Annotated in this window: 16 protein-coding genes; 6 read left to right on the top strand and 10 right to left on the bottom strand. The window is 65.3% G+C overall.

The features are described from left to right. Position 1: 1 nt before the first annotated feature. From BLQ74_RS16660 to BLQ74_RS16635, 6 genes are all read right to left on the bottom strand, one after another. Positions 2-772 (bottom strand): DeoR/GlpR family DNA-binding transcription regulator, encoded by a 771-nt coding sequence (locus BLQ74_RS16660; RefSeq protein WP_090264138.1) that lies wholly within the window; start codon positions 770-772, stop codon positions 2-4. Between the two features lie 207 nt (positions 773-979). Beyond that, complete coding sequence (locus BLQ74_RS16655) at positions 980-2,884, bottom strand: GGDEF domain-containing protein (RefSeq protein WP_090264136.1); 1,905 nt, start codon at positions 2,882-2,884, stop codon at positions 980-982. Beyond that, positions 2,881-3,747: an endonuclease/exonuclease/phosphatase family protein gene (locus BLQ74_RS16650; protein ID WP_090264134.1), complete on the bottom strand. Its 867-nt coding sequence runs from the start codon at positions 3,745-3,747 to the stop codon at positions 2,881-2,883. Before BLQ74_RS16650 ends, BLQ74_RS16655 begins: the two co-directional genes overlap by 4 nt. A gap of 11 nt (positions 3,748-3,758) precedes the next feature. After that, positions 3,759-4,400: a thiol:disulfide interchange protein DsbA gene (gene dsbA, locus BLQ74_RS16645; protein WP_090264132.1), complete on the bottom strand. Its 642-nt coding sequence runs from the start codon at positions 4,398-4,400 to the stop codon at positions 3,759-3,761. Positions 4,401-4,553: 153 nt separating this feature from the next. Then, positions 4,554-5,159: a c-type cytochrome gene (locus BLQ74_RS16640; protein ID WP_090264130.1), complete on the bottom strand. Its 606-nt coding sequence runs from the start codon at positions 5,157-5,159 to the stop codon at positions 4,554-4,556. Between the two features lie 43 nt (positions 5,160-5,202). Next, the gene (locus BLQ74_RS16635; protein WP_090264128.1) at positions 5,203-5,493 is read right to left on the bottom strand and encodes a c-type cytochrome; all 291 of its coding nucleotides are present in this window, start codon (positions 5,491-5,493) and stop codon (positions 5,203-5,205) included. 183 nt (positions 5,494-5,676) lie between these two features. Here BLQ74_RS16635 and yihA point away from each other — a divergent pair, with 183 nt between their 5' ends. Next, positions 5,677-6,348, top strand: coding sequence for a ribosome biogenesis GTP-binding protein YihA/YsxC (gene yihA, locus BLQ74_RS16630; protein WP_090264126.1), 672 nt, complete (start codon positions 5,677-5,679; stop codon positions 6,346-6,348). Positions 6,349-6,610: 262 nt separating this feature from the next. On the opposite strand, the gene polA is transcribed toward yihA, so the two are convergent. Then, positions 6,611-9,352 (bottom strand): DNA polymerase I, encoded by a 2,742-nt coding sequence (gene polA / locus BLQ74_RS16625; protein ID WP_090264124.1) that lies wholly within the window; start codon positions 9,350-9,352, stop codon positions 6,611-6,613. Between the two features lie 74 nt (positions 9,353-9,426). On the opposite strand from polA, the gene BLQ74_RS16620 reads away from it, so the two are divergent. Next, positions 9,427-9,717 (top strand): DUF2782 domain-containing protein, encoded by a 291-nt coding sequence (locus tag BLQ74_RS16620; protein WP_090264122.1) that lies wholly within the window; start codon positions 9,427-9,429, stop codon positions 9,715-9,717. A gap of 34 nt (positions 9,718-9,751) precedes the next feature. Continuing rightward, complete coding sequence (locus tag BLQ74_RS16615; protein ID WP_090264120.1) at positions 9,752-10,702, top strand: homoserine kinase; 951 nt, start codon at positions 9,752-9,754, stop codon at positions 10,700-10,702. Between the two features lie 28 nt (positions 10,703-10,730). Here BLQ74_RS16615 and BLQ74_RS16610 read toward each other — a convergent pair whose 3' ends face one another. The 3 genes from BLQ74_RS16610 to BLQ74_RS16600 all read right to left on the bottom strand — a co-directional run bounded on the left by BLQ74_RS16610 (position 10,731) and on the right by BLQ74_RS16600 (position 14,656). Then, a complete protein-coding gene (locus tag BLQ74_RS16610; protein ID WP_090264118.1) occupies positions 10,731-11,417 on the bottom strand; it encodes a TSCPD domain-containing protein in 687 nt (228 codons plus the stop codon). A gap of 17 nt (positions 11,418-11,434) precedes the next feature. Next, positions 11,435-13,582: an adenosylcobalamin-dependent ribonucleoside-diphosphate reductase gene (locus BLQ74_RS16605; protein ID WP_090264115.1), complete on the bottom strand. Its 2,148-nt coding sequence runs from the start codon at positions 13,580-13,582 to the stop codon at positions 11,435-11,437. 153 nt (positions 13,583-13,735) lie between these two features. Next, positions 13,736-14,656: a zinc ABC transporter substrate-binding protein ZnuA gene (locus tag BLQ74_RS16600; RefSeq protein WP_090264801.1), complete on the bottom strand. Its 921-nt coding sequence runs from the start codon at positions 14,654-14,656 to the stop codon at positions 13,736-13,738. 71 nt (positions 14,657-14,727) lie between these two features. Here BLQ74_RS16600 and zur point away from each other — a divergent pair, with 71 nt between their 5' ends. The 3 genes from zur to znuB are packed head-to-tail and all read left to right on the top strand — an operon-like array spanning position 14,728 to position 16,836. After that, the gene (gene zur / locus BLQ74_RS16595) at positions 14,728-15,234 is read left to right on the top strand and encodes a zinc uptake transcriptional repressor Zur (protein ID WP_170842818.1); all 507 of its coding nucleotides are present in this window, start codon (positions 14,728-14,730) and stop codon (positions 15,232-15,234) included. Continuing rightward, entirely contained in the window at positions 15,234-16,055 is an 822-nt protein-coding gene (gene znuC / locus BLQ74_RS16590; RefSeq protein WP_090264110.1) for a zinc ABC transporter ATP-binding protein ZnuC, read from the top strand. The genes zur and znuC overlap by 1 nt, the downstream gene beginning before the upstream one ends. Beyond that, positions 16,048-16,836, top strand: a complete 789-nt coding sequence (znuB, locus tag BLQ74_RS16585; protein ID WP_090264108.1) for a zinc ABC transporter permease subunit ZnuB — start codon at positions 16,048-16,050, stop codon at positions 16,834-16,836. The genes znuC and znuB overlap by 8 nt, the downstream gene beginning before the upstream one ends. The last annotated feature ends 6 nt before the right edge of the window (positions 16,837-16,842 follow it).

Below are 16,842 nucleotides of genomic sequence, written 5' to 3'. Positions count from 1 at the left end.
TTCAGTCTGCGCAGCGCGCGCGTATCACTTTCACGCCGCGTGCTTCTATCTGGGCGCACGCCTCGTCGCTCAGGCGCTCGTCGGTAATCAGGGTCTGGACGCTGCTCCAGGGCAACTCCAGGTTGGGCATACGGCGCCCGAGCTTGTCCGCCTCGGCCATGACGATCACCTCGCGGGCGACTTCCGCCATGACCCGGCTCAGGCCGAGCAGTTCATTGAACGTCGTGGTGCCGCGCGCCGGATCGAGGCCGGCGGCACCGATGAACAACTGGTCGAAATCGTAGGAGCGCAACACCTGCTCCGCCACCTGCCCCTGGAAGGATTCGGAATGAGGATCCCAGGTCCCCCCGGTCATCAGCAGCACCGGCTCACGCTCAAGCTCGCGCAGCGCATTGGCGACATTCAGCGAATTGGTCATGACCACCAGGCCTGGCTTGCGTCCCAGTTCGGGAATCAGTGCCGCCGTGGTACGCCCACTATCGATGATGATCCGTGCATGTTCGCGGATACATGCCGCTGCTTCGCGGGCGATCGCCTGCTTGTAGGGCGACAGCGGCGGGCTGGCGTCGCCCAGCAACTCATGAGGCATGGGAACGGCCCCGCCGTAACGGCGCAGCAACAAGCCGTTGCTTTCCAGCGCGGCGAGGTCCTTGCGGATGGTCACTTCCGAGGTAGCGAAACGCCGGGCAAGGTCATCCACACTGACCTCGCCCTGCTCGGCGAGCAAAGCCAGGATGTCATGGCGGCGTTGGGGTGTATTGCGTTTCGACATGAAGCTTAAAGTTTCGATTCGAAAGATTAGAAGGCAAAATGAAAGCCCAATATCTTTCGCTCGTCAAGTTTGTGCTTTCGATCGGCAATGCCCCGGGCGGGAATTCTGCTCGCGGATGAGCCCAGGCAAAGCGCTGCGGGCGCCTTGCACGAACTCACTGCGGAAAAGCTGGCGCGGGCGCGCCCGGTAGGATGGTAGAGCGGCTCGTCAGCCCAACTCCAAGCGATTACGGCCACCACGCTTGGCTCGGTACAGAGCCTGGTCGGCGCGCTCGAATGCGACTTCGTTGCGTTCGCCAGGGCGGAGCTGCGTCAGACCAACGGAGCAGGTGATGACCAACGGCTTGCCTTTGAAGTGGAATGGGCACTTCTCCACCGATGCTCGCAGCGCCTCAAGCAACTGGCGCCCACTGTCCAGCGGCGTGGACGGCAACAGCACAACAAACTCCTCGCCGCCGAAACGGGCGATGAAGTCGGTCTTGCGCAGGCGCTTGGCCAACTCCCCGGCGATGATTTTCAATACTTTGTCGCCGGCCAGATGGCCGAATTCGTCATTGATGCGCTTGAAGTGGTCGATGTCCAGCACCGCCAATAGCAGGTCGCCACCGAAGCGCTGCACGCGCGCCACTTCCAGCTCCAGGCGCTCATTGAGCGCGGCGCGATTGGGTAAGCCGGTGAGCGGATCGGTCAGCGCCTTCTGCCGCTGATCTTCGATGCTCGCCTTGAAGGTGCGGGCTTCCTCCTCCATTGACGCGACCCTGGACATCAGCGCCTGCAGGTGTTCGCCCGCCTCGCGCTCATGCATCTCGCGCTCCTGGCGGTAGCGGTCCATGCTGCCGAGCAAGCCCTCCAGGCGCCCCTCCACCGAACGCTTCAGCGACTCCAGGTCGGTGGCCTGCTGCACGCTGCTCTGCAGACCGCTGACCTGGTCGCGCAGCTCCGCGTCCAGATCACGGGCACTGCTGGACACCCCGGCCTGCCCTCGATGCATGTGCTCGAGGCTGCCAAGGAAAGCGCTCAGGCGCTCGTTGAGCTGGTGCAGATACCCTTCGAACGCCTCCTGCCCACTGTCACTGAGCGCCAGGACCAGGACGGCCAGATCATCCAGAACCGGCACCAGTTCGTACCAGTTGAGGCTGCCATGAATGCGCTGGCGCAGCGCTTCGGCCTGGGGCTGGTGCGATGCCGGCAACTGCAATTCGTCGAGCAGATTGAGCAGGCTGGCCTCGATATGCGGCGCCACGGCGCTGTAGCCAGGCTCCGGCATCGGTGGCAAGGCATAACGCTCGTGGGCATCGGCATCCAGCACGACCGCCCGCGGCGCACTGGGGATCAAGTCGGCCGGCAGCGGTAGGCTGTCCAGCAGCATCCCTGCGCCGGCAGGCTCAGACCGAGATTCCGCCATCGAAACGGGCGGCGGGTCGGCGACCACGGACTCAGCCACGGCGGGCGGATGGGACTCGCTGAGCGACGCCTCCAGCGGCGCACTGCGCTCCATCGACGGGGCCGGCGCCTCCAGGGGGTCCGCTGGCGATCCGCCCTGTTGATCGGTCGAGGCGCCATCGGCCAGGACCGACTCCTCCACCTCGCGAGCGCCGAACAGGCGCTGCAACAGACCGGGACGCTGCTCTTCCGGCGCACGGGTCAGCTGTTCGAGCACGCTGCGCTGCAAGCTGCCCAGCTCTCCGAGCAGCGCCGGCAGCTCGCGCGCCTGGCCAGCGCGCGCGTCAATGTCCTTGGCGAAACGCTTCAGCGGCCGTCGTACATCCCGTGGCATGTCCAGCGCGAGCAACTGCTGGGCGATCTGGTTCAACGCCGCGACACTCTGGCGAATGCGTTCCTGGCGGCGTTGCTCGGAGTCCAGCACGGTCTTTTCCAGGCGCGGGATCAATCGCGCCAGGCCAGAATCCAGATCGTCGCGGCGCAAGACCTCGCGCAGCTCCTGCATGCACTGGTCGACCGCCTTGTCGGTGCCTTCGGCAGCCAGGCTGCTGCGCACCAGACCGCGGCGCAACAGGTCGATGCGCGAATCCCAGCGACGCTCCAGGCGTTCCTGCTGTTCGAGATTGGTGAGGTACTTTTCCTTCCAGCGCAGATTGTCGTCGCGACTCATTCAACGTCCCTGAGGGAAAGTGCGGTGCCAAACTGGCAGCCGTCTGGCAGGCGGATTTCCACCGCCACCGGCAAATGATCGGAAATGGGCTGCGGCAGGACGCTGACACGCTCCAGCGTCAGCTCCGAACTGAGCAGAATATGGTCCAGGCAGCGTTGCGGACGCCAACTGGGGAAGGTCGCCTCGACCTGCGGGGCGATCAACCCGAGATCGCGCAGCGGCGAGCTTTCGAGCAGGTCGGTGGCGTGGGTATTCATGTCGCCCATCAGCACACGATGGCGATAGCCGTGCAACAGCTCGCGAATGTAGGCGAGCTGGCGGGTGCGCGTACGCGCGCCGAGGGCCAGGTGCATCATCACCACGGCCAGGGCGTTCTCCCCCTCGCCGAAGCGAATCAGGATGGCCCCGCGCCCTCGCGGACCGGGCAGCGGGTGGTCTTCCAGCAAGGTCGGCTGCAGGCGGCTGAGCAAGCCATTGCTGTGCTGGGCCAGGCGCCCGAGATTGCGGTTGAGCTGCTGGTACCAGTAAGGGAAGGCCCCGAGGTGGGCCAGGTGCTCCACCTGGTTCACATAGCCGGAACGCAGGCTTCCGCCGTCGGCTTCCTGCAGCGCCACCAGGTCGTAGTCGGCAAGCAGGTCACCGATGCGCTGCAGGTTGTTGGCGCGGCCGGCGGCCGGCAACAGATGCTGCCAGCCGCGGGTCAGGTAATGCCGATAGCGCTCGGTACTGATGCCGACCTGAATATTGAAACTGAGCAGGCGCAGCCGCCCGTTGCCGGGATAGTCCCGACTTTCTGCGGCCTGCGGATTGACCCGTGCCGTACAGGTCCCCGCAATGTGCTGCTGACTGCTCAGGCGGAGCATCGGCGCTTACCTTACTGGGCGCCCTTGGCGGACGCGCGCTCCTTGGCAATCAGGAAATCAGCCAGTTCCAGGGCCTTTTCCGGGCTGCCGGCAGAGCCGATGTCGAAGCGGTACTTGCCGTTGACGATCATGGTCGGTACACCGCTGATCTGGTAAGCCATGGCGAGTTTCTTGTCCTTCTCGATCTGCCCCTTGATGGCGAAGGAGTCATAGGTGCTGAGGAACTTGTCCTTGTCCACACCCAGCGGGGCGAGGAAGTCAGCCATGTCTTCCGGGGTCGCCAGCTTCTTGCCTTCCTTGTGGATGGCATCGAAAACGGCGGTGTGCACATTGTGCTCGACGCCCATGGCCTCCAGCGTCAGGAACAGCTGGCCGTGAACGTTCCAGATACCGCCGAACATCGCCGGGATACGCGTGAAGTGTACGTCGGCCGGCAGCTTGGCGATCCACGGGTTGATAGTCGGTTCGAAGGCATAGCAGTGCGGGCAGCCGTACCAGAACAACTCCACCACCTCGATCTTGCCGGGCTGCGACACCGGGACCGGCGTGCTCAGCTCGGTGTACTGTTTGCCGGCTTCGAACTCGGCGGCTTGCGCGCTGAGACCGAACAAGCCGGCGAAAGCCAGTACGGCGGTGAAAATCAGGTTACGCATGGTTCACTCCTTGGCTGAATCGGGGGCGCCGCGGTGCGGCTGGTAATTGACCGGGGTGTGCTGCAACGGTTTCAGCATTGTAGTGGCGCCAGATGCGAAAAAGGGCGGCCGAAGCCACCCTTTTTTCATTCCAGCGAAGGTTCCGGCAAGACCTCAGTGGAGGCCTTCGATGTAGCTGGAGATTGCAGCGATGTCCTTGTTGGACAGTTTCGCGGCGATGCTGCGCATGATCATGGTGTCGCCGTCGTTGGTGCGATCGCCTTCGCGGAAGTTGGTCAGCTGCTTGGTGATGTAGGCAGCATGCTGGCCACCCAGGCGCGGGAAGCCGGCCGGGACGTTGCCGACGCCATTGGGCGCATGGCAGCCAAGGCAGGCAGGCATGCCTTCAGCGACCTTACCACCACGGAACAGTGCCTCACCCTGCGCCACCAGCTTGGGATCGGCCGCACCGATGCTCATGTGCTGGCTGGAGAAGTAGGCGGTGATGTCTTCCAGATCCTGATCGCTGAGGTTGGTCAGGATGCCGGTCATTTCCAGGACAGTGCGCTTACCGTCCTTGATGTCATGCATCTGCTTGAGCAGGTACTTGTCGCCCTGGCCGGCCAGCTTGGGGAAGTTCGGCGCCATGCTGTTGCCATCGGCACCATGACAGGCACCGCACACTGCGGCTTTCGCCTGACCCGCCTTGGCATCACCAGCGGCGTGGGCCATACCGGTCAGTCCCAGGGTCAACAGCAGACTCACGATAATTTTGTTCATCAGCTAATCCATTACGGCTAAGGGTGAGAGATAGGGGCCCGGGTTACTTGGACATCCACTGGATGATCGCCTTGTAGTCCTCGGCACTGCAGTCGGTGCACAACCCGCGCGGAGGCATGGCGTTGAATCCGTTGGTCACGTGCTGTACCAGAGTGTCCATACCTTTATCCAGGCGCGGCTTCCACGCCGCCGCATCGCCCTTCTTCGGGGCCATCGGCAGTTGCCCGGCGTGGCAGGCGCCGCAGGCACGGTTGAACACCGCCTCCGGGTCCTGAGCGGCCTGTACGCTGGTGGCCAAAGCGGCACCAACAGCTGCGAACAGCAGTTTCTTCATGATCGTCCTCATCGGGAGGGAACGTCCGCGTTCTATTGCGCGGCCGATTGTTGCGTTCCCGTGGCGCCCGACCCTGGGGGATAAAGCGCACACAAAATCCGCGGCATTATATACTTCGGATACCGAAACGGAAACGAGACCGGCCGCCGCGACACCTAGTCGCACCCCGCCGCGGAACCCCTGATGCCCTCCAAGAACGCTACGAAAAACCCAATCCTCGGCCTGTGCCAACAGGCTACTTTCCTCATCAGCGCGGCCAAGGTCGAGCAATGCCCGGAAGACACCGGCCTGGAAGTCGCCTTCGCCGGCCGCTCCAACGCTGGTAAGTCTAGCGCGCTCAATGCCCTGACCCATGCCAATTTGGCGCGCACGTCGAAAACCCCTGGACGTACCCAGTTACTCAACTTCTTCCGCCTGGACGATGAGCGTCGCCTGGTCGACCTGCCGGGTTATGGCTACGCCAAGGTGCCGATCCCGCTGAAGCTGCACTGGCAGCAGCACCTCGAAGCCTACCTGAGCAGCCGCGAAAGCCTCGCTGGCGTGGTGCTGATGATGGACATCCGCCACCCGCTGACCGATTTCGACCGCCTGATGCTGGACTGGGCCCAGGCCAGCCGGCTACCGATCCATGTGCTGCTGACCAAGGCCGACAAGCTGGCCTTTGGCGCCGCCAAGAATGCGCTGCTGAAAGTACGCCGGGAAGTTCAGCAGGGCTGGGGCGATGTCGCCAGCCTGCAGTTGTTCTCGGCACCGAAGCGTCAGGGCGTGGAAGAAGCGCAGATGGTCCTTGCCGGCTGGCTGGGCCTTCTGGAAGAGGAAGAGATGGAAGACGCCGGCGAGGGCAGCGCGGGCTGAATCGCAGGCAAAAAAAACCCCGAGCTTCGTATGGGGAGGGGGAAGTTCGGGGTTCAAGTCCGGACCGCTAGGGCGGGGTCCAGGATTCTGCCAACACTAAACACTGCAAAGGAGCATCGAAGGGCTACACCAGCCATTCACGAGTTCTGACCCGCCCCTTCGCGGGAAAGTTCAGCGGGCCGCGAAAAAAATTTCCGCAAACCCGCCAAAGATCTTGACAAACAACCCGAAAGCCCCGAAACGACGGCCTTTCGACCGTTCGTCAGTGCGCCTCGTCCCAATTCGAACCGCTCCCGGCCTCGACGATGAGCGGCACGTCCAGGTTGGCCGCCGCCCCCATCAGCTCGCGCAGCTTGGCGCTGACCGCTTCCACCAGATCTTCTCGCACTTCCAGCACCAGTTCGTCGTGCACCTGCAGGATGACGCGGGCGTCGGCGCCGCTGTCCTGCAGCCAGTTATCCACAGTCACCATGGCGCGCTTCATGATGTCCGCCGCAGTGCCCTGCATGGGCGCGTTGATCGCCGTGCGTTCGGCGGCCTTGCGCATCGCCTGGTTCTTCGAGGCGATTTCCGGCAGATACAGGCGACGCCCGAACAGCGTTTCGACGAAGCCCTGTTCGGCGGCCTGGACACGGGTGCGCTCCATGTAAGCCAGCACGCCGGGGTAGTGGGCGAAATAGCGATCGATATAGGCCTGGGCCTCCTTGCGCTCGACGCCGATCTGCTTGGCCAGGCCAAAGGCGCTCATGCCATAGATCAGACCGAAGTTGATCGCCTTGGCGCGGCGCCGCTGCTCGGCGCTGACCTCCTCCAGCGGCAGGCCGAAGACTTCCGCGGCAGTGGCGCGGTGTACGTCGCGGTCGTGCCGGAAGGCATCCAGCAGGCCTTCATCCTTGGCCAGGTGGGCCATGATGCGCAGCTCGATCTGCGAGTAGTCCGCCGCCACCAGCTTGTACCCCTTGGGGGCGACGAACGCCTGGCGAATGCGCCGGCCTTCGGCGGTGCGGATTGGGATGTTCTGCAGGTTCGGGTCGCTGGAAGAGAGCCGCCCGGTGGCCGCCACCGCCTGGTGGTAGGAGGTGTGGATACGCCCGGTGCGCGGGTTGATCTGCTCCGGCAGGCGGTCGGTGTAGGTGCTCTTGAGCTTGCTCAGCGAGCGGTACTGCATGATCACCTTGGGCAGCTCGAAGTCCTGCTCGGCCAGGTCGGCGAGCACGGCTTCGGCGGTCGATGGCTGCCCGGTGGCCGTCTTGCTCAACACCGGCAGGCCGAGCTTTTCGTAGAGGATCGCCCCGAGCTGCTTGGGCGAACCGAGGTTGAACTCTTCACCTGCCAGCTCGAAGGCCTTGCGCTCCAGCTCGACCATCTTCTCCCCGAGTTCGCGGCTTTGCAGGCCGAGCAGCTTGGCGTCGACCAGCGCGCCATTGCGCTCGATGCGCGCCAGCACCGGCACCAGCGGCATCTCGATCTCACGGAGTACCTTGGCCAGGGTGGGGATGGCTTGCAGTTTCTGCCACAAGGCGTTGTGCAGGCGCAGGGTCACATCGGCATCTTCGGCGGCGTAGGGGCCGGCCTGTTCCAGCGCGATCTGGTCGAAGGTCAGCTGCTTGGCGCCTTTGCCGGCGATGTCCTCGAAGCGGATGGTGCTGTGGCCGAGGTATTTCAGCGCCAGGCTGTCCATGTCGTGACGGGTGGCGGTGGAATCCAGCACGTAGGATTCGAGCATGGTGTCGAAGGCCACGCCTTGCACGGCGATGGGCGTCGAGGCATTGGCCAGTACGTTCATGTCGTACTTGGCGTGCTGGCCGACCTTGGCTTTGGCCGGGTCTTCGAGGATCGGCTTGAGCGCCTTGAGCACGGCATCGCGGTCCAGTTGCGCCGGCACGCCCATGTAGCTGTGCGCCAGCGGCACGTAGGCAGCCTCGCCCTCCTTGACCGCGAAGGACACCCCGACCACCTGCGCCTGCTGGGCGTCGAGGCTGGTGGTTTCGGTGTCGAAGGCGATCAGCTCAGCGGCCTGCAGCTTTTTCAGCCAGGCGTCGAAGGCGGCCTGCTCGAGCACGGTTTCGTAGTGCACCGGCGCGGCTTCCACTGCCTCGGCCGCGGGGCTGTCGCCGGCGCCCTTGGCCTCGCGCAGCAGATCGTCCAGCCAGTTCTTGAACTCCAACTGGCGGTACAGAACGATCAGCGCCTCTCGGTCAGGCTCGCCGGGATGCAGCGCCTCGATATCGACATCCAGCGCCACGTCGGTCTTGATGGTCGCCAACTGATAGGACAGGTAGGCCTGTTCGCGGTGCTCCTGGAGCTTGGCCGGCAGACCCTTGGCGCCGCGGATCGGCAGTTCGGGCACCTTGTCGAGGCTGGCGTAGAGCACGTCGAGGCCGCCGCCGACTCCGGTGAGCAGGCCCAGCGCGGTCTTTTCGCCGACGCCGGGCACGCCGGGAATGTTGTCGACCTTGTCGCCCATCAGTGCCAGGTAGTCGATGATCAGCTCAGGACCGACACCGAATTTCTCTTTCACGCCATCCACATCCAGCGTGCTACCGGTCATGGTGTTGACCAGCGTAATGTGCCCGTCGACCAGTTGGGCCATGTCCTTGTCGCCGGTGGAGATCACCACCGGGCGCTGGGCGGCGGCGCTGCTGCGGGCCAGGGTGCCGATCACGTCGTCGGCTTCCACGCCCTCCACGCACAACAGCGGCAGCCCCAGGGCGCGCACGCTGGCATGCAACGGCTCGACCTGCACGCGCAGTTCGTCCGGCATCGATGGCCGGTTGGCCTTGTACTCGGCGAAGAGTTCGTCGCGGAAGGTCGGTCCCTTGGCGTCGAAGACCACCGCGAAGGGGCTGTCCGGGTATTGCTTGCGCAGGCTCTTGAGCATGTTCAGCACGCCCTTCACCGCACCCGTGGGCATGCCGGTGGAGGTGGTCAGCGGTGGCAGGGCATGGAAAGCGCGGTACAGGTAGGAAGAGCCGTCCACGAGGACGAGGGGTGCTTGACTCATGAGGGGAATCAACCTTTTCCGGAGGCCAGGGGCTAGAATGACCCTAGCCAATTCGATAAAGGGACAAGGTTATCATGCACATGTTGAACCGCTTATTGTTCGCCGGCCTGCTGGCAATGGGACCCCTGGTGGCAGTGGCGGCGGACGATACCGCGCCGTCGCCGGAGCCGGATGTGACCATCCATCAGGAGGGCGACAAGACTGTTCAGGAATACCGCGTCAACGGCTTCCTCTATGCGATCAAGATCACGCCCAAGCACGGCAAGCCCTACTTCCTGGTGCGCTCGGATGGCACAGACGCCAACTTCATTCGCTCCGACCAGCCGGACAAACTGATTCCACAGTGGCAGATCTTCAGCTGGTAACCCTTACTCTCCACCGCGCTCACGAGGACTGAGCATGTCAGTATTCACCCCTCTTGAGCGCCCTACCCTGGAAGCCTTCCTGGAGCCCTACGGGCTCGGCCGCCTGCACGATTTCCGCGGCATCAGCGAAGGCTCCGAGAACAGCAACTTCTTCGTCAGCCTGGAGCAGGGCGAGTACGTCCTGACCCTGGTGGAGCGGGGTCCGGTGCAGGACCTGCCGTTCTTCATCGAGCTGCTCGACCTGCTGCACGAAGCCGATCTGCCGGTGCCCTATGCGCTGCGCAGCCGCGACGGCGAAGCCCTGCGCCAGCTGGAAGGCAAGCCGGCGCTGCTGCAGCCACGCCTGCCCGGTCGCCACGAGCGCCAGCCCAACGCCCACCACTGCAGCGAAGTCGGCGACCTGCTGGCGCGCCTGCACCTGGCGAGCCGCGAGCGCATCATCGAGCGCCCCAGCGATCGCGGCCTGAGCTGGATGCTGCACCAGGGCGAGGCCCTGTCCACGCACCTGGCAGCGGCGCCACGGCAATTGCTGGAAGACGCGCTGGAAGAAATCGCCCGCCTGCTGGCCGAACAACCGGCGCTGCCGCGCGCCAACCTGCACGCCGACCTGTTCCGCGACAACGTGCTGTTCGACGGCCCGCACCTGGCCGGGGTGATCGATTTCTACAATGCCTGCTCAGGCTGGATGCTCTATGACCTGGCGATCACCGTGAACGATTGGTGCTCGCAGGACTCCGGCGAACTCGACCCGCACCGCACCCAGGCGCTGCTCGCCGCCTACGCCAGCAAGCGCCCGTTCACCGCACTGGAAGCCGAGCTGTGGCCGGAAATGCTGCGCGTGGCTTGCGTGCGTTTCTGGCTGTCGCGCCTGATCGCCGCCGAGGCCTTCGCCGGACAGGATGTGCTGATTCACGACCCGAGCGAGTTCGAGCGGCGCCTGGCGCATCGGCAGACGGTGGAGATTCATCTGCCGTTCGCCCTGTAGCCGAGCCACCCGCCCATCCCTGGCCGGCTCACCCACACTTGGAGTAGCCGCAGTTGAGGCAGGTGGCGCAGCCGTCCATCTGCACCACGGCCATGGTGTTGCACTTGCCGCAGAGCTGGGCGCCGGCAGGGAAGCCTTCTCCGGGCTCGGCCTTGTTGGTGCCCTGGGCGGCTTCGTAGGCGGCGCGCTTTTCCGCCAGGTAAAGGCGCTGCTCTTCGTTGACCTCCGGTCCCTGCATCAGGCCGATGGCGATCAGGTGGCGCTCCACCACCGCGCCAATCTCGGCGACGATCGACGGCATGTAGACGCCGCCGCGCTTGAGGTAGCCGCCCCGCGGGTCGAATACCGCCTTCATCTCCTCGACCATGAAGGTGCAGTCGCCGCCCTTGCGGAACACCGCTGACATGATGCGGGTGAGCGCGACTATCCACTGGAAGTGGTCCATGTTCTTCGAGTTGATGAAGATCTCGAAAGGCCGGCGCTGCTCGTAGGGAGTGCCGGGGTTGAGCACCACGTCGTTGATGGTCACGTAGAGCGCGTGCTCGAACAGCGGCGACTTGACCTTGTAGGTGGCGCCCACGAGCATTTCCGGGCGCTGCAGGGTTTCGTCCATCTTCACCACGGCGGCCGCCGCGGCCGCGTCCGCGCGGGCTTTTTCCTCGGCCACGTCGACGACCTGGAATCCCTTGATCTTCTGGGTGATCTTCACTGCCATCTGCATTCTCCAGGGCGTCAGTACTTGCCGTAGTAGCCTTCTTTCAAGGCGTCGAAGAGGTTGGCGGCGGTGTGGATTTCGCCGTCGTACTCGACTTCCTCGTTCCCTTTGAGCTCCACCGTGCTGCCGTCTTCCAGCTCGAAGCGATAGAGGGTCTTCTCCAGGTCGGCGTCCTTGACCAGCACCCCCTGGAACGCCGCCGGGTTGAAGCGGAAGGTGGTGCAGCCCTTCAGGCCCTGGCGCCAGGCGTACAGGTAGATGTCCTTGAACTGCTCGAAGGGGTAGTCGGTGGGCACATTGGCCGTCTTGGAGATCGATGAATCGACCCACTTCTGTGCCGCCGCCTGGATATCCACATGCTCCTGCGGGCTGATGTCGTCGGCGGTGACGAAGTATTCCGGCAGCCGGTGGCGTTCGCTCTCGGCATCCGGCACGGCCTTGGCGTCGACCAGGGCGCGGTAGGCCAGCAGCTCGTAGCTGTAGACCGAGATTTTCTCCTTGGTCTTGCGCCCGGCGCGGATCAGGTTGCGCGAATAGTGATGGGCGAAGCTCGGCTCGATGCCATTGGAGGCGTTGTTCGCCAGGCTCAGGCTGATGGTGCCGGTGGGGGCGATGGAGCTGTGGTGGGTGAAACGCGCGCCATGCTCGGCCAGCGCCTCGACCAGTTGCGGCGCATGTTCGGCGATGCGCTGCATGTAGCGCGAGTAGCGCGCGTGGAGTATCCGCCCCGGCACCTTGTCACCGACCTTGTAGCCGTCGCTGAGCATCTCCGGACGCTGCCGCAGCATGCCCGCGGTGACCACGTAGTCTTGCACCAGCGCAGGCGCCGGGCCTTTTTCCAGGGCCAGGTCGAGGGCCACCTCCCAGCCGACCAGGGCCATTTCCCGCGCCACCTCTTCGGTGAACACGCAGGCCTCCGGGCTGCCGTAACGCAGGCGCAGCAGCGCCAGTGCCGAGCCCAGGCCGAGGAAACCCATGCCGTGCCGGCGCTTGCCGAGGATTTCCGCGCGCTGCTGCGCCAGCGGCAGGCCGTTGATCTCCACCACGTTGTCGAGCATGCGGGTGAACACCCGCACCACTTCGCGGAAGCGCTCCCAGTCGAAGCGCGCGTGCTCGCTGAACGGCTCGATGACGAAGCCGGTGAGGTTCACCGAACCGAGCAGGCAGGAGCCGTAAGGCGGCAAGGGTTGCTCGCCACAGGGGTTGGTGGCGCGGATCGCCTCGCACCACCAGTTGTTGTTCATCTGGTTGACCCGGTCGATGAGGATGAAACCCGGCTCGGCGTAGTCATAGGTGGAAACCATGATCATGTCCCACAGATGCCGCGCCTTGACCCGTCCGTAGATGCGGCAGGCGACCCGGCCGTCGGCGCCCAGCAGGTAGTCGTCGTGCACCGGCCAGTCGCGCCAGAGCACCCGCTGCGGATCGTTCAGATCGACCTCGTCGCGCTCCTTCTGGTGTACCGGGAACACCAGCGGCCAGTCGGCGTCCGTTTCCACCGCCTGCATGAAATCGTCAGTGATCAGCAGGCTCAGGTTGAACTGGCGCAGGCGGCCGTCTTCGCGCTTGGCGCGGATGAACTCGCGCACATCCGGGTGGGCGACGTCGAAGGTGCCCATCTGCGCCCCACGGCGGCCCCCGGCGGAGCTGACGGTGAAGCACATCTTGTCGTAGATATCCATGAACGACAGCGGCCCGCTGGTGTAGGCGCCGGCACCGGACACGTAGGCGCCGCGCGGGCGCAGCGTGCTGAATTCGTAGCCAATGCCGCAGCCGGCCTTGAGGGTCAGGCCGGCCTCGTGAACCTTCTGCAGGATGTCGTCCATGGAGTCGTGGATGATCCCGGAGACGGTGCAGTTGATGGTCGAGGTGGCCGGCTTGTAGCCCTGGGCGCCGGCGTTGGAAATGATCCGGCCGGCGGGAATGGCGCCGTTGCGCAAGGCCCAGAGGAAGCGTTCGTACCAGTGCTCGCGTCGAGCCTCGTCGCCTTCGACCTCGGCCAGCGCCAGCGCCACCCGTTGCCAGGTCTCGTCGACACTGCCGTCGATGGGCGTGCCGTCCTTGTGCTTGAGCCGGTACTTGCTGTCCCAGATATCCTGGGAGGCCGGTTGCAGGGCGAGGCTGCCCTGGTCTGCGCCACGCGGGCGCGCATCGGTCTTGGCCATCCGCTGAGTAACCTCCTGTCGACTGGGTGGTAAGCGCAATGGCTCAGCACCGTACTCAACATGTAGTTATCAACCACTGACCAATATCAACATCTTGTGCCAGCGGTCCCCCACTAGACACCTTAGCCCCTGGTTCGCGATGCACTTCGGCGATCAGAGTCTTTCCAGACAACCGGCGAACTCACCGGCCAGGTTGCCGAGCAGATTCTCATAGCCACGGGCGTCGACCTTGAGCGCCACGCCGAGGTCGTCCAGCTCGGCCAGACGCACCGGCAGGCCCTCGCTGAGAGTATCGGCCAGGCGCGGGCGCAGCGGCGGTTCGCTGAAGATGCAGGCGGCGCCGACCTTCTGCAGTTGCGCGCGCATCGCGGCAACGTGTCGCGCCCCCGGCTGGACCTCGGCGGAAACCGCGAACACACCGGTGTGGCGCATGCCATAGGCCTCCTCAAAATAGTCGAAGGCCTCGTGGAAGACGAAATACGGCTTGCCGGCCAGCGGCCCCAGGCGCTGCTTCAGGCGCGCGTCGAGCTGCTCCATGCGCTCGTCGAAGGCCTTGAGGTTGGCCTGGTAGCGGCTGGCGTTGGTCGGATCGGCGATGGCCAGGTCGTCGGCCATGCGCGCGGCGATCACCTGGGCGTTGGCCGGCAGCAGCCAGAGGTGCGCATCGACGCTGCCGGGACGGTGATCGTGGTCGTGATCCTCGTAGTCGGCGCGGCTCATGGTTTCAAAGTTGACGAACTTGCGCAGGTGCATGCCGGGCAGCTCCTGCACCGCCACGCTCGGCCCCTGGCGGGCCTGCAGCGGCTTGTCGAGGAACACTTCCATGTCCGGGCCGATCCAGTAGAACAATTGCGCCTCGCGCAGGCGCCGCACGTCGGACGGGCGCAGCGCGTAGCTGTGCGGCGAGGCGCCGGGCGGCAGCAGCACATCCGGGGTGCCGGCGCCATCCTGGACGGCGGCGGCGATCAGTTGCAGCGGCTTGATGCTGGTCAGCACGCTGACCTCGGCGCGCGCGCCGAGGCTGAGGAACAGGGCACAGCAGGCGAACAGCAGGGCGGATGGACGCAGGGTCACGGCGAGGCTCACACGAGGCAGGTGGTAAAGGGTAATATAATAACGTCTCTGACTCCGAGCGTCGTCGCCGCATGTACAAGATAATGCCCAATACCCCCCTCGCCTGCCGTCCGCACGACCACGCCAATTGCGTGGCCGGCGCCCTGGCCGAGGCCGACGCGCTGTGCGCGCGCCAGGGCGTGCGCCTGACCGAACTGCGGCGGCGCGTGCTGGAGCTGGTCTGGCAGAGCCACAAGCCGCTGGGCGCCTATGACATCCTCGCCGTGCTCAGCGAGGAAGACGGCCGCCGCGCGGCGCCGCCGACCGTCTACCGGGCGCTGGATTTCCTCCTGGAAAACGGTTTGGTGCACCGCATCGCATCGCTCAACGCCTTCGTCGGCTGCAACAACCCGGAGCACGCCCACGAAGGCCAGTTCCTCATCTGCCGTGTCTGCCATACCGCCATCGAACTGGAACACCCGGCCATCAGCCAGGCGATCATCACGGGCGCCCAGGGCGTGGGCTTCCAGGTGGAAACCCAGACGGTCGAAGTGGTCGGACTCTGCGCGGCCTGCGCGCCCAAGCAGCAGGAGGCCTGATGAGCGACGCCCTGGTCCGCCTCGAAGGGGTCGGCGTTCGCTACGCCGGACAGACGGTGCTGCAGGACGTCAGCTTGCGCATCGCCCCTGGCGAGATCGTCACCCTGATCGGCCCCAACGGCGCCGGCAAGACCACCCTGGTGCGCAGCGTGCTCGGCCTGCTCAAGCCGGACAGCGGCAGCGTCTGGCGGCGGCCCAAGCTGAGCATCGGCTACATGCCGCAGAAGCTCCACGTCGACCCGACGCTGCCCCTCTCGGTGCTGCGCTTCCTGCGCCTGGTGCCCGGTGTCGGCCGCGAGCAGGCGCTCGCCGCGCTCAAGGAAGTCGGCGCCACCCAGGTGATCGACAGCCCGCTGCAAAGCGTCTCCGGCGGCGAGCTGCAGCGCGTCCTGCTGGCCCGCGCCCTGCTGCGCAAGCCGCAGTTGCTGGTGCTCGATGAGCCCGTGCAGGGGGTCGATGTCGCCGGCCAGGCCGAGCTGTACCGCCTGATCACGCAACTGCGCGACCGCCTCGGCTGCGGCGTGCTGATGGTTTCCCACGACCTGCACCTGGTGATGAGCACCACCGACCAGGTGGTCTGCCTGAACCGCCACGTCTGCTGCTCCGGCCACCCCGAGCAGGTCAGCGGCGACCCGGCCTTCACCGAACTGTTCGGCCAGGATGCGCGCAGCCTGGCCGTCTATCACCACCACCACGACCATTCCCACGACCTGCATGGCGAGGTGGTGCCGCAGGGCGGCGCCGGCCTGGCCATCCACGGCAAACTGCGCCCGCTCCAGGATCCGACCCACAAGCACGGCCCCGACTGCAACCATGCCTGATTTCCTTCTTTACGCGCTGCTCGCCGGCCTGGCCCTGGCCCTGGTCGCCGGCCCGCTCGGTTCCTTCGTCGTGTGGCGGCGCATGGCCTATTTCGGCGACACCCTGTCCCATGCCGCGCTGCTCGGCGTAGCCCTGGGCTTCCTGCTCGACGTCAGCCCGACCCTGGCGGTGACCGTCGGCTGCATCCTCCTCGCGGTGCTGCTAGTGACGCTGCAGCAACGCCAGCCGCTGGCCGCCGACACCCTGCTCGGCATCCTGGCGCACAGCACCCTGTCGCTGGGCCTGGTGGTGCTGAGCTTCATGAAAGAGGTGCGCGTCGACCTCATGGCCTACCTGTTCGGCGACCTGCTGGCGGTGAGCCAGACCGACCTGCTGTGGATAGTCGCCGGCAGTGCCCTGGTGCTGGGCCTGATCTGCTGGCTGTGGCGACCGTTGCTGGCGATCACCGTGCATGAAGAACTGGCGCGCGTCGAAGGCCTGCCGGTGACGGCCATTCGTCTGACGCTGATGCTGCTCATCGCCATCGTCATCGCCGTGGCCATGAAGATCGTCGGCGTGCTGCTGATCACCTCGCTGCTGATCATTCCCGCCGCCGCCGCCCAGCGCCATGCGCGCAGCCCGGAGCAGATGGCCGGTGGCGCGACCCTGGTGGGGCTGCTAGCGGTCTGCGCCGGGCTCAGCCTGTCCTGGTTCAAGGACACCCCCGCCGGCCCGTCCATCGTGGTCAGCGCCGCCGCGCTGTTCCTGCTGAGCTTTGTCCTGCCGCGGCGGACGGTGTAGAATTTG

Origin of the sequence: Pseudomonas panipatensis (assembly GCF_900099785.1) — a bacterium.
GTDB lineage: Bacteria > Pseudomonadota > Gammaproteobacteria > Pseudomonadales > Pseudomonadaceae > Pseudomonas > Pseudomonas panipatensis.
Note: the sequence above shows the minus strand (reverse complement) of the source record. Positions and strands in the feature narration are given on the sequence as shown.